Source organism: Methylobacterium sp. GC_Met_2 (assembly GCF_026540795.1).
Classification (GTDB): domain Bacteria; phylum Pseudomonadota; class Alphaproteobacteria; order Rhizobiales; family Beijerinckiaceae; genus Methylobacterium.
The window spans coordinates 15,655-35,251 of the sequence record NZ_JALNUM010000066.1; the positions used below are offsets into that span (position 1 = coordinate 15,655).

A 19,597-nucleotide genomic window follows, 5' to 3' on the forward strand; every position below is an offset into this window, starting at 1 on the left:
GCGACCGTGAGCGGCAGCAAACCGTCTATCGGATCTGCCGCTTTCGACCGGGGGCGGCCTGCGCGGGTGCATCGTGAGCAGGCTCCGCGAATCCGGCGATCTTCGTCCCGAACCAGACCACGTGCTTGGGCCCGCTGCCCCGGCCGCTGGCATGAACGCGCTGCTCGTCCACGTCGAAGCCGGAGCGCTGCATCCGGCTCTTGAACTTCCGGTCCGGGGCGCCCGACCAGACGCCCAGGATCCCGCCCGGCCGCAGGGCCCAGCGGGCCCGCTTCAGACCCCAATTGTCGTAGAGCCGGTCGTTCGACCGGCGCATCAGACCCTCCGGGCCGTTGTCGACATCGAGCAGGATCGCGTCGTAGCGCTCCGGCCCGGCCTGAATCAGGCGGTTCACGTCGGCCTCCTGCAGGTCGACCCGCGGATCGTCCAGGCAGCCGGCGAAGACATGCGCCAGGGGACCCCGCGCCCAGGCGATCACCGCCGGCACCAGCTCGGCCACCACCACCTGCGCTTCGGGGCCGAGATGCGCCAGCGCCGCCCGCAGGGTGAAGCCCATGCCGAGGCCGCCGATCAGGATTCGGGCGCGCGGCCGATCCGCGAGCCGCGCACAGGTCAGCGTCGCGAGCGCCACTTCGGAGCCGCTGCGGCGGTTGTTCATCAGCTCGATCGTGTCGGCCAGGATCGCGAATTCCTCGCCGCGCCGCATCAGGCGCAAGGAGGTGCCACCACCGGGCACGGATCCGGTATCGAGATGAACCCAGGGTATCACGGGCGGCGTCCTCGTCTGGCGCGGGGGTGTCGGGGGAGGCGCCGGGCGCGGCCTATGCGCGCCGCATGGCCCCCACATGTCGCAGCGGCTTGCCGCAACCAATTCCGGCGGCGTATCAGCACCTATGGCCAAGCGTATCAAGTCGAGACCGCAAGAGCGGGGTTTTGTGATGTTCGATGTCGTCTATACCGACGGCTCCCGGGCCTCGAACCGGCGGGTGCCGATGGAGATCCTGGGCGGCCTGGACGGCGACGAGCCGGCCCGCGAGCTCATCCTCGAACAGGAGGCGGAGATCGCCCTCAAGGCGGGGCGGCCCAGCCGCGAGATCCAGAGCCTGACCCGCTCGCCGATCGTCAAGCCGAAGCCGGTCGAATGACTGGGCGCGCGCTCGGCCGACGTGGACACCGGTTCGGCGCAGGAGCGCGCACAACAACAAGGGCTTAGCGCCGGTCAGGCCGTCTCCGCCGTCCTGCGGGCGACCTCGTCCCGCAGCGCCGCGTTCATCTCCGCGAACCGGGCCTGCATGCGCCCCTGAAGCCAGGGGAACAGCACGGGGGCGAACCAGCCCGCGCAGGTCTCGGCCTGGACGAGATCGACGCCCTGCCGGGTCTCGGTGATTCGAACGTCGTGCGTGCCGGTGCTCAGGTGCGGCATCGGCATGCGCAGAATCGGGATGCCGCTGCGCCAGGTCAGGCGCCGGCCGGGCTCCCAGCAGGTTACCTGCACACGCACGGTCCGGTACGTGCGGCCGTTCAGGGTCAGTTCCAGGCGCCACTGCGCGCCCGCGCGCCGCTGCCCCGCGGCCTTCCGGATGAACGGGTTCCAATCCGGATAGGATTCGAGGTCCGTCAGCACCGACCAGACCATCCCGGCCCGGGCGGGAATCGCGATTGTCGTGCTGCTGACCCGGCCCGCCGTCCGGCCCTTGTCGACCGTTTCCTTGCCGACCGTCATGCGTCCCTCCCGCACCTGCCGTGGAGAACACCCGTGGACGAAGAACGGTGCGGATCAGAGCGCGCCCTCGACCACCTCCAGGGCCCGCAGGACCGCGAAGCCGATCCGCTCGGCCTCGGCCTCCGCGTCGGCACTGGCCGGCAGCAGCGCCACGGTCTCGACCTCCGGCTCGTCCTCCGGTCCGACCACGATCCGGAAGACCTCGCCCTCCTGCGCCGCCGGATCCCGGATCAGGCCGACCCGGTGGCCGGCCCCCGTACCGAGGACGCGCAGGAACGGCGGAACGACCTCCTCCGGCCCGGCGGGAGCGGGCCGGCGGGGGGCGCCGAAGGCCGGGCGGATGACGTTGTCGTCGGACATGATGGCCGCTCCCTCCTCGATCCGCACGCCGGACATTGGGATCGTCGCGCCACCCTCCGTTGCAGAGGATGGAGGCGGCCGATTTGTCCAGTTTTCTCGGGCATCCTACCCTACAGGAATGTCCGTCGCGTTTGCCTATCGATTCCAGCAGGACGTTCCACGGTCGAGCCTCCGGGATCTCGACGATGTGGTTCTGCTTGTCGACGTCATGAGCGATGACGGTGATCTCATTCCGGCCGGGCGTGCAGGCACGATCGTCAGCGTCCATGGCGAGGGCGAAAGCTACATCGTGGAGTTCGCCGAGCCACCCGGCGCCCTCGTCTCGGTCTTCCCGCACGAGATACGCCGCGTCGAGCGTCCAATCCTTTGATCGACGATGGCGTCCCGGTCACTGCGTGACTGCAGTCCCCCTGACACGTCGTCGCCTGGAACCGGGACCGTAGCGAGGTCTGTCACCCTGCCCTCCCGGCGCCGGCCAAGCCCGCCGTCGCCAGAACGGCGTCCGCCAGAACTTCCAGACCGGCCCCGGCCCAGTCCGGCGTGATGCTCTCGGCCTCGTTGTGGCTGATGCCGCCGTGACAGGGGCAGAACACCAGGGCCGCAGGGACCGCGCGGGCGCAGTAGACGGCGTCGTGGTAAATCGCCGTCGGCATCCGCGTCCAGGCATGGCCCCGGGACTCGGCGGCGGCCTGGACCCGATCCACCAGCACGGGATCGAACGGGGTCGGCGGCGCGCGCCAGAATTCTTCTACGCGGATTGAGACGCCGCGCTCGGCCGCCAGGGCGTCGGCCCGGGCCTGAATCTGGATCCGCATCGCCTCCAGCTGCTCGGTGTCGCCGTGGCGCGTGTCGAGGCTGAACCAGACCCGCCCCGGCGTGATGTTGCGGCTTTCCGGCTCGGCCTTCAGCACGCCCACGGTGGCCCGCCCGCGCTCGCCGCCGGCCGCCACCGCGTCTCGGGCGATGCCTTCGAGGGACGCGATCAGCGCCGCCGCGGCCATCAGGGCGTCGCGCCGCCCCTCCATGGGGCTGCCGGCATGGGCCTCCTCGCCCTGCACGGTGACCTCGTACCAGATCTGCGCCAGCGCCCGGTCGACCACCCCGATGGTCAGGCCGGCATCCTCCAGGCGCTTGCCCTGCTCGATGTGCAGCTCGAAATAGGCACCAATCGCCCGCAGGTCCGCCGGATCCGCCTCGCCCTGCCAGCCGATGCGGCGCAATTCGTCGCCGAATCCGTGGCCCGACAGGTCCCGGGTCGCCAGGACTTCCGCCTCCGGGACGATCCCCATGGCGACGCCGCTGCCGCTCATCGGCGGCGGGAAACGCGAACCCTCCTCGTTGCACCAGTTGATCAGCAGGAGCGGCGCCTCGGTCTCGATCCCGGCCTCCTGCAGGGCACGCATGATCTCCAGGCCGGCCAGCACGCCGAGCGGACCGTCGAACTTGCCCCCGGTCGGCTGGGTGTCGAGGTGGCTGCCGACCGCCACCGGCTTCAGATCCGGGTTCCGCCCCGGGCGGCGGAAGATCATGTTGCCGATCCGGTCGACCGTGAGCGTGAGCCCCGCGGCCTCGCCCCAGCGCTGGAACAGGGCCCGCCCCTCCGCGTCGCGGTCGGTCAGCGTCTGGCGGTCATTGCCACCGTTGGGCAGCGCCCCGATCCGGGCGAGCTCCATCAGACTGTCCCAGAGCCGGTCCTGTGAAAGCGGGAGATTGATGCGATCCACGATGCGATGCCCCTCTGCCGAAGGCGTCCCGGAGACGGGAGGTTAGGCCGCGATCCCGATCGGCGCCAGGGACGGGCCGGGATCGGCCTGAACGATCGGGCGGCCCGTACGGATCATGGCCGTCCTGAAGCCCGATGGGGTAGTATCGACCGAGGCGGCCGGGCCTAGCAAAGGAATCCAGCGGTCGGTCTTTTGTATAAATTCATACATATGCGCTTATATATTGCTTCCGCTGGAAATTTGACCTGTGTTATTTTCTATGACAGCCTGACAAGAACCTCGAATGCACACGCGCATCTGCCCCGTTCGGACAGTGACGTCGCGGGCGTCCGCCGGATGCTCATCCGACCGCGGAACGATGGCCAGCCCAGACCGGATGAGGGGTTCTCATGCTACTGGCTTCCACCGCAGGTCCGGCCCTGCAGGCCGCGGGCTTCATCGGGACCTGGAATACCGATGTTCCAGCCGGTCGATCCGTGCTCGACCTGGGCGCCGCCTCCGTGCTCGCGGGCAATCCCGGCTTGGTCGGCAAGCCTGTACCCCTGGATGTCGCCCTTGGGCGGATCCACCCGGAGGACCGCGACAGGGTCTTCGACACGATCCAACGCCTTCGGCAGGCCGGCGGATCGGTCGCCATCGCGTTCCGCATCCTGACCGGGGCCGGCGAAACCCGCTGGATCCTCAACCAGGGCCATCTGGCGCCCGACGAGACCGGGCGCCTGCACGGGTGCGGTGCCTATATCGACATCACGGAGTTTCACGGCGGCTGGGCGTCACCGCGTAGCGGCGTCCTGGGACCGGCGGAGACGCTCGACGCGGCGGCCGATCATTGCATCCAGGCCCATACCGCCCTGGAGCGTCATGGGGACGCTTCCCTGCACATGCTCTCGCGGATGCTGCTGCTCGGGGTCGGACGCGCGCTCGCGCAGCGCGCGTCCTGAGCCCAGCCTTACGTCCGCCAGGGATGGGCCGGCAGTTCGGTTTGGCCGATGGCCTTCGCGCCGGCCTCCGCGACCGTGTGGTCGTTTTCCACCGTGGAGCCGCTGACCCCGATGGCGCCCGACATGACACCGTCGGCGTCGACGATCGGGATCCCGCCCGGGAAGGTGATCAGCCCGTCGTTCGAATGCTCGATCCCGTAGAGCGGGCCGCCGGGCTGCGACAGCTGGCCGATCTGGCCGGTCATCATACCGAAGAACACCGAGGTCTTGGCCTTCTTGTGGGCGATGTCGATGGAGCCGACCCAGGCATCGTCCATGCGGTGGAACGCCTTGAGGTTGCCGCCGGAATCCACCACCGCGATGCACATCTGGGTGCCGAGCTCGATCGCCTTCGCCCGTGCTGCAGCGATCGCCTTATCGGCCTGCTCAATCGTGACGTGCATGGAACACTCCCCTTGGCGGTTTCTGCGCGACAGCCTGTGACCGTTTGAAGCGGCGGGCGCAAGCTCAGCCGGCGCGCTCCCGGGCAGTGCGGATGCGCTCGAGCAGATCGGACGCCAGCGCCGCGCAGGACGCGGCATCGGGACAGGGCTGTTTCCAGACCACGCGGCCCTCGCGCAGGATGACGCCATCCGTGACCGGCAGGGCGGGCAGCGGCCGGTCCGGCCTGAGATCGGCCGCCACGCCCTGCGGGCCGCCCCGAAGCCGCGCGACGCCCAATTCGCAGCAGGCCGCGCGCAGCCGGGCGAGGTCGAACAGGGCGAGCATTGGCGCAGGGGCGGCACCGAACCGGTCCTCCACCTCACCGGCCAGGGCGTCGATCGCCTCGACCTCGCGCATGCGCAGGAGGCGGGTGTAAAGGCTGAGGCGGATCTCCGGCTCCGGCACGTAATCCTCGGGGATCCGGGTCGGCAGGCCGAGCTCGATCTCCGGGCTCCAATCCTCGGCGCGTCCGCCCTTGGCAGCAGTCAGCGCCAGTTGCAGCAGATGCTGGTAGAGGCCGAGCCCGACGAGCTTGGCGTGGCCGGCCTGATCCTCGCCGACGAGGTCGCCTGCGCCGCGCAGGTCGAGGTCCCGGGCGCTGACCGCGAAGCCGGCGCCGAGCCGGTCCAGGGCCTCCAGGGCGCGCAGGCGTTGGAGCGCTGCCGGCGGCGGGGGCGCAGCGGGGTCGCTCAGCAGGTGGACGGTGCCGCGCCGCTGGCCGCGGCCGACCCGCCCGCGCAGCTGGTGGAGCTGGGCTAACCCGAATTTCGCGGCCTCCCAGACCAGCATCGTGTTGGCCCGGGGCACATCGAGCCCGCTCTCCACAATGGCGGTGGCGAGCAGCACGTCGCCGTCGCCCTCCGCGAAGCGGACCATGACCTCGTCCATGGCCGACGGCTTCAGGTCCCCGTGGGCCACCAGGATCGAGAGATCCGGCACGAGGGCGCGCAGGCGCTCGGCCATGGAGGCGATGTCCTCGATCCGCGGGCAGACCACGAAGCTCTGGCCGCCCCTGCGGTTCTCGCGAACCAGCGCCTCACGCACCGCCTCGGCATCGTAGGGCGCCACGACGGTCCGGACCGGCTGACGCAGGGCCGGGGGCGTGGCGAGCACGCTCAGGCTCTGGAGACCGACGAGCGCCGCCTGAAGCGTGCGCGGGATCGGGGTCGCGGTGAGGGTGAGCACATGGCCGCCTTCGGCCAGACGACGCAGGTCCGCCTTCATCTTGGCGCCGAAGCGCTGCTCTTCGTCGATCACCGTCAGGCCGAGATCGGCGAACTGGACGCCCTTGCCGGCCAGCGCATGGGTGCCGACCACCAGCCGGACCGTGCCGTCGGCGAGCCCCGCCTTGACCCGCTTGGCCTCAGCCGGCGCCACGAGGCGGGAGAGCTGCGCAACCGCGATGCCGAACCGGCCGAAGCGGCGGCGCAGGATCTCGGCGTGCTGGCGGGCCAGGACGGTGGTCGGGGCGATGAGCGCCGCCTGCTTGCCGGAGAAGACAGCCGCCGCCAGCGCCCGTAAGGCCACCTCGGTCTTGCCGAAGCCGACATCGCCGCAGACCAGCCGGTCCATCGGCCAACCGGAGGCGAGGTCGGCCATCAGTTCGTCGATCGCAGCGGACTGATCCGGGGTCGGGGCGAAGCCGAAGCCGGCGGCGAAGCGCTCCATGTCCTTGGCCGGGGGCGCCAGGACGGGGGCCGCGGTCTCCCGGCGGGCACGGGCGGCTTCCAGCATGATCCGGGCGGTCCGCGCCATCGTGGCCTCGGCCTCCAGGCGGCGGCGGGGCCAAGTGCCGCCAGCGAATTTGCCGCCGTCGAGCTTGTCGAGGGTGACGGCGTCGGGCTCCGGTCCGTAGCGCCAGATCCGGTCCGACTGGGAAACCGGCACCATCAGGATCGCGTCACCGGAAAAGCGCAGGCGCAGGGCCTCGGAGGCCTCCTCGCCCTGGGTCGCCACCGGCTCCAGCCCCTCGAACACGCACAGGCCGCGGTCGCGGTCGACCGCGACGTCGCCGGGGCGCAGATCGACCTCGCCCATCGGCAGGATCGCCCGGGCGCCCCCCGTGACCGCGGCATCCGGCCCGAACAAGTCCGCGGCGGCAATGACGGTCGCGCTCTGGTCGGGTGCCCGGAAGCCGGCTCCCAGCGGCGCCTCCAGGGCGAGGACGTCCCCCGGGGCCGCCTTGGCGACGTCGGCCCAGGCATCGATCAGGCGGATCGGGCGCTCGGCGATCTTGCCGGTCTGGCGCACCAAGCGTCGCAGCGGCTGGCGGCTGCCCGCCAGGACGATCACGTCGCCGGCCTTCAGCCGCTCGCGCAGCAGCTTGGCGAAGGCGGTGCCCGGCCGACGCTCCCGGGCGAAGGATTGCAGCGTCAGCGGCTCGCCGGCCGCCGCGGTGGCGGCGATCCGGTCATGGGCCGCCACGATGTCGCGCCATGCCTGCGGCGTGAGGTAGAGGCCCGCCCCGGCCTGCCCCCGGCCGCCGAGCCGGCCTCTTGCTTCCTCCATCTGCTCGAACACGGCGTCGATCCGGGCCTGCGTGCCGTCCTCGACGACGAGGCGGGCCGCCGGCACGTAGTCGAGCAGAGTGACGAGGCGCGGGTAGTAGCGCTCGAGCCGGTGCTCCTGGCCGGTGAACGGCTCGAAGCTCTGCCCGGAGCCGGGCTCCAGGACGATCTCGGTCGCGGGATCGATCACGAGTTCATCCGTCTCGGCGACCGAGCGCTGCGAGATCGCATCGTAGGAGCGGATCGCGGTGACGCGGCCGTCCGCATGCTCGATCCGGCAGGGGCGCGGCGCTGCGGCCGGAAACACCTCCACGGTGCGGCCCCGGACGGCGATCTCGCCGGGCTCGTCGACCCGCTCGTCCAAGATATAGCCGAGGCGCTTGAGGTCGGCCGTCGCCGCCGCGACGTCGAGGGGGTCGCCGACCCGAAGCGTCACACGGGCCGTCGCCCAGGTCTCCGGCGGGGGCACCCGCTGGATCAGGGCCGGGGCGGTCGTCAGCACGAAGTCGGGCAGCGCGTCCCGGTCGGTCAGCCAGCGCATCAGTGCGGCCCGGGCGCCCATGGTGGCCCGGGACGGCGAGGCGTGGTCGAAGGGCAGGCAATCCCATTCGGGGAAGATCGCGACCCGGACCTCGGGATCGAGCGCCCTGAGCGTCGCGGCCAGCTCCTCCAGGCGGCGGCCGTCCCGGGCGACGTGGACGAGGGGCGCGGCCCCCGCCCCGTAGCCCAGGAGCGCCACCGCCAGGGCCCCCGTAGGCATCAGCGGCGCGTCCTCGACGCCCTGCTGCGCGCCCGGCTTCAACTTGCGATTGGCCATGCCGATCCGAATCCGTGTTCCTCGTGCCGCCAACGCAGCGTGGGCCGCCGGGGCTCCCGGGCGCGGCAATCCCGTCCACAGCGCGGATGTCGCGGATCGGATTCGCGTCGGTCCGGAGGTGCAGGTGACATCACTCCGAAAGAAGCGGCCGCTACGTCGACCCGACACCGGGCGGAGATCGGGGGCGCGAACACGGATTCGTGAACATGACCCAGCACGATGCCGGCCGACACCCCGCGTCGCCACCACGCAGCGTGAGGGACGTCGATACAATTTAAGATTGCAAACCGCGGCGGAGCAATCAGGCGTGGCGGGGTGTCAGACCCGCATGGTGACGACCGCCGGTCGGGATCCGAACCGTTCGTTCGAGAGCTTATCCGCGCGCAAACCCTGTGTTGGCCGTATCGCCGGAACTGCGTTGCATGGACTCGCTTGGGAGGGTCGAGGACGTGGGTTATGACCCCTCCGTGTCGCGGACCCAGACAATGCCCCGCTCGTCGGGTTTCGAGCCCCAGCATCCCCAGCGTCTGGCCGCCCTGCGCGCCTACGCCATCCTCGACACGCCTCCGGAACGGGCATTCGACGAGATCGTCGAGATGGCCGCAAAGGCCTGCGGCACGCCGATGGCCCACATCACGTTCATCGACGCCGACCGGCAATGGATCAAGGCCGCGGTGGGCCACGCGCCGCGGGCGATGCCGCTGGATTCCGGGTTCTGCACCGAGGCGCTGCGCGAAGACGGCATCCTGATGCTGCCCGATCTCGCGGCGGAGCCGTATCGCGCCGGCAATGCTCTTGTCACCGGGGAGCCGCACCTGCGCTTCTACGCGGGCGTCGCCCTGGTGACGCCCGATGGCTGGGCCATCGGGACGCTCTGCGTGCTGGATCAGGAGCCGCGCACCCTGACCGACCAGCAGGTCTTCATCCTGAGCGCGCTCGCCCGGGCGGTGATGGCGCAGCTGGAATCGCGCAGCGCCGAGGCCGCGCTACGCCGCAACGAGGAGCGCCACCGCTCGCTGTTCGCCTTCCTCAATGCCGGCTTCTGCCTCGTGGAGATGATCTTCGCGGAGGACAACCGCGCGGTCGATTACCGCTTCCTGGAGGTCAATCCCGCCTTCGAGCATCAGGCCGGCCTGACCGACGTGGTCGGCCGCACGATGCGGGAGCTGGTGCCTGGCCACGAGCAGCACTGGTTCGACCTCTACGGGCAGGTCGTGCGGACCGGAGAGCCGGTCCGGTTCGAGCAGCCGATCGCAGGTCTCGGCCGCTGGTACGACGTGCACGCCTACCGGATCGACGGGCCGATGCGGAACCGCGTCGCGATCCTGTTCAACGACATCACCGAGCGCCGCCGGAGCGAGATGACCCTCCAGGCGCGGGAGGCCGAGTTGCGCCTCGTCGCGGACGCGATGCCGGTGCTGATTGCCTTCATCGACCGCAACCTCGTCTACCGGTTCGCCAACGCCGCCTACGAGACCTGGACGGGCCTGTCCGCCGCCCATGTGGTGGGGCGGACCGTGATCGACCTCCTCGGCCCCGAGGCGTTCGCGGCGCGGCGCTCCGCCATCGAGCGGGCGCTCGCCGGTCACGAGATCCGGCACGAATGGGTCTGGACCTTCCCGGATGGCGGGAGACGGACCGCCGACACGCGCTACCTCCCCCGCCGCGGGCCGGACGGGCAGGTCGATGGGTTCTATGTGTTCGCCCACGACGTGTCCGAGCGGAAGCAGGTCGAGGACCTGCTCCAGTCGCGGGCGGAGCGCCTGGAGGCGCAGGTCGCCGCGCAGACCCGGGACCGCGACCGGGTCTGGACGTTGTCGCCGGTGCTGAAGCTCGTCTCCGACCGGGACGGGCGGGTCCAGGCGGTGAACCCCTCTTGGACCCGTGCGCTCGGGTGGTCAGAGGCGGAGACCCTGGGCCGATCCGCCCTGGACTTCGTGGCGGAGCCTGAGCGCGAGGGCGCCCGGATCGCCCTGCGGCCGCTCTGCAAGGATCGACGGGCCGAGGATGTGGAACTCGCCTGCGTGACCCATTCCGGCGACCGGCGCCGCGTGCTCTGGACGGTCGTTCCAGAGGACGGGCTGTTCTACGGGTTCGGGCGCGACATCACCGAGCAGCGCGAGGCCGAGGAGGCCCTGCGCCAATCGCAGAAGCTCGAGGCGATCGGCCAGCTCACCGGCGGCGTGGCGCACGACTTCAACAATCTCCTGACGATCATCCGCTCCTCCATGGAGTTCCTGCGCCGGCCCGACCTCGCGGAGGAGCGCAGGCGGCGCTACCTCGATGCGGTCTCCGACACGGTCGACCGGGCCGCCAAGCTCACCGGGCAGCTCCTCGCCTTCGCCCGGCGGCAGGCGCTCACGCCGCAGGTGTTCGACATCTGCGCACGGCTGCGCAGCATCGCCGACATGCTCGATTCGGTGACCGGCGCGCGGATCAGCGTCACCATCGATCTCCCTGAGACGCCCCGCTACGTGCGCGCCGACGAGAGCCAGTTCGAGACGGCCCTGATCAACATGGCGGTCAACGCCCGGGACGCCATGGACGGGGAAGGCGGCCTGACCTTGCGTCTCGACGGCGACTGCCCGATGCCGCCGATCCGCGGCCACGCCGGCGCGCGCGGGCCGTTCGTGGCCGTCCGGGTCACCGATACGGGTACCGGCATCCCGGCTCCGGATCTCGGACGGATCTTCGAGCCGTTCTTCACCACCAAGGAGGTCGGCAAGGGGACCGGGCTCGGCCTCTCCCAGGTGATCGGATTCGCCAAGCAGTCGGGCGGCGACATCGACGTGGCGAGCGCGCTGGGCGGCGGGACCACCTTCACCCTCTACCTGCCGCAGATCGCAGCCCCCGCGGCGGTGACCGAGGCCGGCGGCGACGCGCAGCCGGAGAGGGAGACGGGGCCGCAGCGGGGCCTGTGCATCCTCGTGGTGGAGGACAATCTCGGGGTCGGCCGCTTCTGCACCCAGATCCTGGAGGATCTGGGCCATGCCCCGGTCTGGACGAAATCCGCCGAGGAGGCGCTGGCCGAACTCGACAGCACGCCGGATCGCTTCGACGTGGTGTTCTCGGACGTGGTGATGCCCGGCATGGGCGGCTTCGCGCTCGCCCGGCACCTGCAGACGACGCGGCCCGACCTGCCGGTGGTGCTGACCTCGGGCTACAGCCACATCCTGGCCACGGACGACGCCCATGGCTTCCCCCTGGTGCGCAAGCCGTACGCGGCCGAGCAACTCGCCCAGGTGCTGTACGAGGCGGCCAAGCGGCGCAGCCCGCTGAAGGCGCTGAAGGCGCTGGCGGCGCGCCGCATCGCGGAGGAAGGCGTAGCGCGGGACTGACGATTTTCGCGGCTCCCCCGGAGCCCCGGCGCGAGCCGCGCGCAGACGTTTTCCCCCAACTCGTAGCCCTCCAATCCTGGCCCGGCTGAGCCGCATCGTCGTTGATCCTTGGGTGCAGACGATCCGGGATGCTGCGTTTGCCGGGGCGGACGCGGTGCAGGTGGCGCTCAAGGCGCTTCGAGAGGCGGACATGCACCGTCGGCATCATTCTGCCGGATGATGCGGGGCCGAGACGGATTCTCCGGGAATTGCGCCAGTGCGCGCGCTGCGCGGCCTGCGTGCCGGACGCGGAGACTCGAACAAGGCGCGTTGGACGCAGTGGGCTTGAGCGAACGGGGAGCCGAGGCCCGACGGCAGGGGCGTTTTGTTGATCGGCACATTTTTTGTACGAGTATCGTCAGCGATTCGATCGCTCCTTAGCCAAGGAGTTCAATCTCTAATGGCAAGGACACAATACCATACGATTTAGACAACACCCATAGCAGAGACGAATTCAGATACGTGATGCTTAAAATGACAAATTGATAAACCGTCGAACAAATCCCATACAGTTCATTGAAATCTGAATTCCGACGCAACGATCATGGGTCATAGAGATGCACCAGCACGGCGGATTACTTCACATCGGCAGGCGATTTCTTAAGGCTTCCGCGAAGCCGCTCCTGGGCATGGCAGTTCGCGTTCCGGGAGTCAGACTCGCGCTGGTGTTGCTCGCTGATGGAAAATTGTCCCGTCGATCCTCTGCAAGGCACCCGTTCGATGTCGAATATGGTGTTGAGACCAGCGGCTACATTCCAGGCTACGCCCTCACCCCGCAAGCCTCGAACGGCTATCTGGCCGCTCAACCAAGTGCCCTTCGCCGGACCTTCTCGCTTTTACCCGATGTCGAAAATCTTCACCTCATCGATCTCGGCTGCGGAAAAGGGCGCGCGATCCTCGTCGCAAGTGAATTCGGTTTTCGGTCCATCACGGGCATAGAATACAATCCAATCCTCGCCGACATCGCGCGACAGAACATCAGGCACTATAGCCAACGCGCTCAATCATCCCGGCAACCGGTCGTTATAACTAAAGACGCGACAATCTTCGAACCACCGAAAGGCCCGATTGCAATCTTTATGTACAATCCGTTTCCGGCAGATCTGATGCAGAAAGTGATCAAAAACTTAGAGATGAGCCTGGCTCAAGATCCCAGGGATCTGTTCCTGATCCTCCTCAATCCCGTTGCCGCCCCTATGATAGATGGATCGCCGGCACTGGAGCGGTATTTTGCGGAGCAGATGCGCTATAGCTCAGATGAAGCCGCCTACGGGTCGGACCCCGACGACACCGTGGTGATCTGGCGGAACCGAGGCAATCGACATCCTCGTCCCGCCAGCGATTACCAAGCCGCGGTGACCGTCCTGTCATCGATGCGTGCCGTGCTGCATTGAACGAGGCAATGATCGTTCCGGATTAGCGACCGTCTGACTGTTGTCGTTCATGCGGGCCGCCAGTATGCGAGCCCGCGATATATTTCCCATGACCTGTTCCTTGAAAAGAATTTTGTCCCGTCGCTTGCGGCGGGTCCGCGAGGGATTGCTCGAGAACACCGGATCGCCCGGATCCTTTTCCAGGCTGGGATCCAAAAGGTATTGCCCTTCGTTCCCGGCGATGGCGTTGTTCGCGGCCCAGAATCCGCCATAATCCATCGTGACCAAAGTGGAATGACTAGATGCTGAATTAAACTCCGCTGAGTACCCTACGATCTGCTTAATTCCAGACTCGACGGCGAACGCTTTGCAGGCCAGAAATAGCATATCAGCCGGAGATATCTCACGATTTGATTTTGAGACTTCCCTAAGGATTGACGCCGTATTGGGTCGGCCTTGCAACCCACCGATGACAAGCACCAATTTTTTCCTAATCCCGACGAGATCGCCGCGACAAACCACAAAACTCAAGGTACAGATCGAAACATCTCGGACCTGGAAAACGAATTCAAGTTCGCCTTCAAGTGGCGCCAGAGATGCCTTCCGAAGTACGATGCACTGATCACCCCCCGGATTCTTCCACAGCACGGTATTGTCTTCCACGACCAGAGTTGTGCAATCACGCATCCATTCGTGGTGGCTATATATGATTTCCCTCCTCGTGCACGTATCGAGATTGAGGGCTATATATTCGTCTAAGTATTTGCGGGCATTCACACCAGTAAAGCGGAAATACGGAACTTTATCGTTTTTGTATACAATATTAACTAATTTAACGTGTTCACGAAGCTGCTTCATCACGTAAATGATTTTACCAAGACGCTTTATAAGCAGATTCAACTGAATCTTACGGTCAACGAATATCATGTCGCTCACTCGTTGCGGCCCATGAAACCTGACGTATGGCGATAAATCTCACGCTGCGCCAGATGGAATGTGGCGGTGTGTGCAATATATTCAGCGGGCTTCCGCGGAGCGGAGGGGACGAGCGACCACGACGGTCTCTTCGGCCGGAGGCAGCGCCCTGCTCTTGGGCCTGTTCACACGCGTGGGCTGGGCCTGTTCACGCGTGTGAGCGCGGCAATCACACCGGCTGCGCCATGTCGTGACTGTCTTCGTGTGCAGGTCGTGTCAGACGCCTATCGGCCACGCGCAAAGCGGCTCGTACTTCGCCGCGCTTAAATGAGGGACGCGTCCTCGTACGGGCGCTACGCCTGACTGACGGCTCAGCGCAGATCATGCGCCGGGACGGCACACCGACCCTTCGGCGGACTGTGCAGCGCCGCCCGTGACGCAGACCCCTTCCAAGTCCGGTGGTCCGTCGGCGCTACATGCTCCCCCGGCAGACGGAAAGATTCGCCTGCCGGCCTCGCGCAAGGGTTGGAGAGTTCGCGTCAACCAAGCTCCGTGACGTGCACCATTCGGTTCGGAACAACGCCGTCCCCTCTCGGGTTGATGCAGTGCAGCACAACGACGGCGTCGGCGTGCTGCTGCCCATCGTGGGCGTTTCCTCCCTAGACTTCGGACCGTTCTCTGCGAACGGTCCTTTTTTTTGGCCTGTCCGAGCCAACGCGGGCTGCGGCGGCAGGTACTCGAGTAATCCTTATCGTCTACCGGCCGTCCCCGGGACCTGGCTCACGCCTCCAGGGCGAGCAGCGCGAAGGTCGCGAGCCAATGCTCGCCCATGTAGTCGCCCGCTACGTGCGGAAGCCCCGCCGCGAGGTGTGCCTCGGCGGCGGCTATCAGGACCGGCCGGCGGCGATCCTCCGAAGCGAGGGCGGAGGCGAGCGCCCGGAAGCACCACGCCCGGCCGAGGTTCAGCCCGTCGAGATGGGCGATCTTGCCGTCGCTGCGGTCGGTGACGGCGGCCAGGCGGAACAGGGTCACGGGCCGGCCCACCGCGAGATCGGGCAGGAACCGGTCAAACCAGGGCCCGAACCGCTCCGGCGGCAGCAGGCGGCGCATGCACTCGGCCTCGATCAGCGCGGAGGACAGGAAGTCGTCGCCGCCCGGCTCGCCCCAGGCGGGGCATGCCTCGTCCGCCCCGTACCAGCGCTCGGCCTTGTGCAGCAGCAGGGCCCGGAGCGCCGCATCGCCAGCTCCCTCGGCGTAGTCGGCGGCCAAGCGCAGCGCGAAGGCGGTGTTGAAATGGGTCTCGACCCGCACCGGGTAGGCGGCCAGCGGCAGGAAATCCTGGAACCGCCGGACCACGATCCCGGCGAGCGGCGCGAGCGCCTCGGCCCAGCGGGGCTCGGCCAAGCGGGCGAGTTCGTCGGCAAGCTTCAGGAGCCATGCCCAGCCATAGGGCCGCTCGAAGCCCCGGGCCGTCGGCCGACCGAGATAGGCGCATTCCCCGGCGACCTTTTCGGGGGTGAGCTGGGCATCAAAATGGGCGCGGATCGCCCCGGCCTACGTGCCGTCCGGGAACAGGCGCAGCACGCGGGCGAGCAGCCACGTTCCGTGGACGCAGGAATGCCAATCGTAGCTACCGTAGAAGACCGGGTGCAGCGCGGCGGGGGTGTGCGCGTCCTCGGGGCCGTCCAGGACATGGCCCGGCTTGTTCGGGTATTCCTGGGTCACGTGCCCGAGAGCGATGCCGGCGAAGCGGGCGGCGATCTCCGGGGTAAGGGCAGGCGCCATCGGGGGCTCCGGGTTCGGGATGGGCTGGCATAGCTGCTTCGAAGCCCGCCGTCAGGACATCGAGCCGCTTTGCCGGCGCACCGTCGGATCGGCTATCGATGCCCCGGGCCGCGCCGCCGGCCGCACCGGAAGCCACCATGCGCCCCGCGCTGCTCGCCGTCCTGGCCACCCTCATGCTCCCCGTGCCGGTCTCGGCCGCGCCCGATCCGAGCCGGGACGTGTTGTGGGCGGCGCTGAAGACCTGCGTGCTGGCCAAGCGGCTCGCCAACCGGACCTTTCCGTGCCTCTCGGTGGATCTCGGCGACGGGGAGCGTCCGGGCACGGCGGTCCTGCGGGCGCCCGGAGAGCCGACCCACAGCGTCGTCATGCCGACCGACACCGTGGCGGGCTTGGAGGCGCCGGTGCTGCGGGGCCCGCGTGGGGCCGCCTACTGGCGGGCAGCGCTCGCGGCGCGCCCCTTCGTGTCGGATGTGTTCAAGGGAAAGCTGTCGCCCGACGCGGTGGGGTTGGCGGTCAACTCGGCCCGGGGCCGCAGCCAGGACCAGCTCCACATCCACATCGACTGCCTGAAGCCCAGCGTGCTGGCGGCCTTAAAGGTCCATGGCCACCAGATTCAGCGGCGCTGGAGCCGTTTCCCGGTGCCGCTTGCGGGCGATCGCTACTACGCCCTGCGGGTGCCGGAGGCGGAGGCAGCGCGGTTCAACCCGTTCGCGGTCCTGCACACTCTGCCGGGCGCCCGGCCCGACCTGCACCGGACGAGTTTTGCGGCGGTGGCAACGCCGCCGGGCGATCCCGAGCCGGGCTTCATCCTGCTGGCCTACCGGGCGCCGAGCGCCAGCGCCGAGGACGTGATGGACCACAGCTGCACGGTCGCGGACCGGGGCGCCTGAACGATCCTCAGCCGGTCTGCGGCGGCAATGCGTCGATGAGCTGGCGCAGGAACGCCCGCACCGCCTTCGGCAGCCGCCGGTCGCGCATGGCCTGGACCTGGATGCCGCGGGCGAGGCCCGCCCGGGCGAGGATCGGCAGGCTCACCAGCTCGTTGAGCCGCAGGGGCGTCTGCACCGAGAGCGCCGACATCAGCGCCAGCCCGCGCGAGCGCCGCACGAAGGGCAGCAGCGTCGAGAGGGTGTTGGCGGTCAAAACCGGCTCGACCGCGATGCCCTCCTGCACGCAGGCGGCATCGAAGGCCTGCCGCAGGGTCGTGTCCCGGGTCGTCAGCGCGACCGGATACGCCGCCAGATCGGCGAGGCGCAGGACTGAGGCGCCCGCCAGGGGATGGTCGGCGGCGGCGAGCACCCGCATTTCCACCTGCCCGTCATACAGCACCTCCACCTGCGCGGTGGGCGCCAGCGCGAAGGTGATCCCGAGATCGGCCTCCCCCACCGCCACCGTTTGGGTCACCTGCGCGGGCGGTAGGACCGTCACCTCGAAGCGGATGCCCGGATGGGCCGCGTGGAAGGCCGCAATGGCGTTCGGCACGATATCGAGGGCGAAGCCTTCGGCGCTCGCCACCCGGATCAGGCCCCGGGCGAGCCCTTCGAGCTCCCGGATCTCCGTGACGACCTGCTCGGCACGGAGCAGCACCTGATGGGCGTGCTGGGCCAGTAGCTCCCCGGCCGGGCTCGGCACCATGCCGCGCGGGCGCCGCTCGAACAGGACGCAGTCGAGTTCGGCCTCTAGGTTGCCGATCTGCCGGCTGATCGCCGAGGCCGCAACGTGGAGCTGCGCGGAGGCCGCAGCAATCGAGCCGGTGCGGGCCACGGCCAGGAAGTAGCGAAGGCCCGTCGTTTGCACTATCCCACCTTGATACCACTATACAACCACGTCCGTTGCCGATTTAGCAAGGCAGCGCTCGCCAAATTCTACTTGTTGCGATCCCAGATGCACAACATCATGGCAGGGTGAAAAAGGTGGCAGCCGCGGATTGCTCCGTGTGACCTGTCCACCGCGCCGTCGGAGCCTCCATGCCGCTACGGACTCTCACCCGAGCCGCCACCTTGGCGGCCTCGCTCGCGACCCTGATCGCCGCGCACCCGGCGCTGGCCGGCAAGGCCGACGACACCCTGGTCTATGCCTCAGACAGCGAGCCCGAGAACGTCAGCCCCTACCACAACAGCGCCCGCGAGGGCGTGATCCTGGCCCGGAACTGCTGGGACACGCTGCTGTATCGGGACCCCAAGGACGGCAGCTACAAGCCGATGCTGGCCACCGCCTGGACCTGGGCGGACGATACGAGCCTCGATCTCAAGATCCGCGAGGGCGTGACCTTCCACAACGGCGACCCGCTCGGGCCGGAGGACGTGGCCTTCACGTTCAACTACGTGCTGACGCCGGAGGCCCGCACGGTCACCCGCCAGAACGTCGACTGGATGAAGTCGGTGGAGGTCACCGGCCCGCATACAGTCCGCATCCACCTCAAGGCGCCGTTCCCGGCGGCGCTGGAATACCTCGCCGGCCCGACGCCGATCTTCCCGGCCACCTACTTCAAGAAAGTGGGACTTGACGGTTTCGCCAAGGCGCCGGTCGGCAGCGGCCCGTACCGTATCACCAAGGTCGATAGCGGCCGCGGCGTCAGCATGGAGCGGTTCGAGAAGTACTGGGCCGGTAGCCCCTTGGGGAAGCCGAAGATCGGCAAGCTGCAGTTCCGCGTCATCCCGGACGGCGAGAGCCGGATGGCCGAACTGATGACCGGCGGCGTCGACTGGATCTGGCGGGTGCCGAGCGATCAGGCCGAGCAGTTGCGCGCCGCCCCGAACATCACGGTGCTCAACTCCGAGACCATGCGGGTCGGCTTCCTGCAATTCGACACGCTCGGCCGTGCCAAGGAGAACTCGCCCCTCAAGGACGTCCGCGTCCGGCAGGCGATCTCCTACGCCATCGACCGCAAGGCGATGGTCGACAACCTCGTGCGCGGCGCCTCCCGGGTGATGAACGCCCTGTGCTTTGTCGATCAGTTCGGCTGCACCGACCAGGGTGTGATGCGCTACCCCTACGACCCCGCCAAGGCCAAGGCACTGCTTAAGGAAGCTGGCTACGCAAACGGCTTCGAGATCGACCTCGGCGCCTATCGCGAGCGGGACTACGCCGAGGCGGTGATCGGCTATCTCGGCGCGGTCGGCATCAAGGTGCGACTCAACTACCTGCGCTACGCGGCCTTCCGGGACTCCCTGCGGGCCGGTAAGATCTCCATCGGCTACCAGACCTGGGGCTCGTTCTCGGTTCTCGACGTCTCGGCCTTCGACGGCGTGTATTTCCGCGGCGGCGAGGAGGATCTGACCAAGGATCCGCAGGTGATCGCCGACCTCCAGAAGGGCGACGGCTCCACCGATCCGGAGACCCGCAAGGCCGCCTACGCCAAGGCGCTCCAGCGGATCGCCGCCGAGGCCTACGCCCTGCCGATGTTCTCCTACTCGACCAACTACGCCTTCACGTCGGACCTGAACTTCACCGCCCAGCCCGACGAGGTGGCGCGCTTCTACGCGGCGTCGTGGAAGTGAGGGTGGCCGCCGCATCGCAACGGTCCCCCTCCCCCCTCTGCGGGGGAGGGTACCCTGCGAAGCAGGGGGGGAGAGGGGAGCCCGGCTTCAGG

Annotated in this window: 15 protein-coding genes and 1 pseudogene; 7 read left to right on the plus strand and 9 right to left on the minus strand. The window is 68.4% G+C overall.

What is annotated here, in order from left to right; translation table 11 throughout:
- Positions 1-25: 25 nt before the first annotated feature.
- On the minus strand, positions 26-769 hold the full coding sequence (locus tag OXS49_RS20660; RefSeq protein WP_244006919.1) for a hypothetical protein: 744 nt from the start codon (positions 767-769) through the stop codon (positions 26-28).
- 124 nt (positions 770-893) lie between these two features.
- Here OXS49_RS20660 and OXS49_RS20665 point away from each other — a divergent pair, with 124 nt between their 5' ends.
- A complete protein-coding gene (locus OXS49_RS20665; protein ID WP_243924492.1) occupies positions 894-1,145 on the plus strand; it encodes a hypothetical protein in 252 nt (83 codons plus the stop codon).
- 74 nt (positions 1,146-1,219) lie between these two features.
- On the opposite strand, the gene OXS49_RS20670 is transcribed toward OXS49_RS20665, so the two are convergent.
- Both OXS49_RS20670 and OXS49_RS20675 read right to left on the minus strand, forming a co-directional pair.
- Positions 1,220-1,723, minus strand: a complete 504-nt coding sequence (locus OXS49_RS20670; protein WP_267426468.1) for an SRPBCC domain-containing protein — start codon at positions 1,721-1,723, stop codon at positions 1,220-1,222.
- Between the two features lie 54 nt (positions 1,724-1,777).
- Positions 1,778-2,083 (minus strand): hypothetical protein, encoded by a 306-nt coding sequence (locus OXS49_RS20675; protein WP_244006923.1) that lies wholly within the window; start codon positions 2,081-2,083, stop codon positions 1,778-1,780.
- On the opposite strand from OXS49_RS20675, the gene OXS49_RS20680 reads away from it, so the two are divergent.
- Complete coding sequence (locus OXS49_RS20680; RefSeq protein ID WP_267426469.1) at positions 2,082-2,453, plus strand: hypothetical protein; 372 nt, start codon at positions 2,082-2,084, stop codon at positions 2,451-2,453. The two genes, OXS49_RS20675 and OXS49_RS20680, sit on opposite strands and share 2 nt — an antisense overlap.
- Before the next feature lie 82 nt (positions 2,454-2,535).
- Here OXS49_RS20680 and OXS49_RS20685 read toward each other — a convergent pair whose 3' ends face one another.
- Positions 2,536-3,807, minus strand: coding sequence for a Zn-dependent hydrolase (locus tag OXS49_RS20685; RefSeq protein ID WP_267426470.1), 1,272 nt, complete (start codon positions 3,805-3,807; stop codon positions 2,536-2,538).
- A gap of 389 nt (positions 3,808-4,196) precedes the next feature.
- On the opposite strand from OXS49_RS20685, the gene OXS49_RS20690 reads away from it, so the two are divergent.
- Positions 4,197-4,748 (plus strand): PAS domain-containing protein, encoded by a 552-nt coding sequence (locus tag OXS49_RS20690; RefSeq protein ID WP_244006928.1) that lies wholly within the window; start codon positions 4,197-4,199, stop codon positions 4,746-4,748.
- Between the two features lie 8 nt (positions 4,749-4,756).
- Here OXS49_RS20690 and OXS49_RS20695 read toward each other — a convergent pair whose 3' ends face one another.
- A complete protein-coding gene (locus OXS49_RS20695) occupies positions 4,757-5,191 on the minus strand; it encodes a heme-binding protein (protein WP_243924497.1) in 435 nt (144 codons plus the stop codon).
- 64 nt (positions 5,192-5,255) lie between these two features.
- The gene (locus tag OXS49_RS20700; protein WP_267426471.1) at positions 5,256-8,555 is read right to left on the minus strand and encodes a DEAD/DEAH box helicase; all 3,300 of its coding nucleotides are present in this window, start codon (positions 8,553-8,555) and stop codon (positions 5,256-5,258) included.
- A gap of 485 nt (positions 8,556-9,040) precedes the next feature.
- Between OXS49_RS20700 and OXS49_RS20705 the strand changes: the two genes are divergently transcribed.
- Positions 9,041-11,893 carry a PAS domain-containing protein gene (locus tag OXS49_RS20705; RefSeq protein ID WP_267426472.1) on the plus strand — a complete coding sequence of 951 codons (2,853 nt, stop codon included), beginning with the start codon at positions 9,041-9,043 and terminating at the stop codon, positions 11,891-11,893.
- Positions 11,894-12,489: 596 nt separating this feature from the next.
- A complete protein-coding gene (locus tag OXS49_RS20710) occupies positions 12,490-13,326 on the plus strand; it encodes a class I SAM-dependent methyltransferase (RefSeq protein ID WP_267426474.1) in 837 nt (278 codons plus the stop codon).
- Here OXS49_RS20710 and OXS49_RS20715 read toward each other — a convergent pair.
- Together OXS49_RS20715 and OXS49_RS20720 are read right to left on the minus strand one after the other, a co-directional pair.
- Positions 13,300-14,232 carry a DUF535 family protein gene (locus OXS49_RS20715; protein ID WP_267426475.1) on the minus strand — a complete coding sequence of 311 codons (933 nt, stop codon included), beginning with the start codon at positions 14,230-14,232 and terminating at the stop codon, positions 13,300-13,302. The genes OXS49_RS20710 and OXS49_RS20715 overlap by 27 nt on opposite strands.
- Before the next feature lie 768 nt (positions 14,233-15,000).
- A pseudogene (locus OXS49_RS20720) lies at positions 15,001-16,005 on the minus strand (DUF2891 domain-containing protein).
- A gap of 137 nt (positions 16,006-16,142) precedes the next feature.
- Between OXS49_RS20720 and OXS49_RS20725 the strand changes: the two are divergent.
- Positions 16,143-16,895, plus strand: a complete 753-nt coding sequence (locus tag OXS49_RS20725) for a CDP-diacylglycerol diphosphatase (protein WP_244007006.1) — start codon at positions 16,143-16,145, stop codon at positions 16,893-16,895.
- A gap of 7 nt (positions 16,896-16,902) precedes the next feature.
- On the opposite strand, the gene OXS49_RS20730 is transcribed toward OXS49_RS20725, so the two are convergent.
- Entirely contained in the window at positions 16,903-17,802 is a 900-nt protein-coding gene (locus OXS49_RS20730; protein ID WP_244006936.1) for a LysR family transcriptional regulator, read from the minus strand.
- A gap of 170 nt (positions 17,803-17,972) precedes the next feature.
- Here OXS49_RS20730 and OXS49_RS20735 point away from each other — a divergent pair, with 170 nt between their 5' ends.
- Positions 17,973-19,505: an ABC transporter substrate-binding protein gene (locus OXS49_RS20735; RefSeq protein WP_267426476.1), complete on the plus strand. Its 1,533-nt coding sequence runs from the start codon at positions 17,973-17,975 to the stop codon at positions 19,503-19,505.
- Positions 19,506-19,597: the final 92 nt, after the last annotated feature.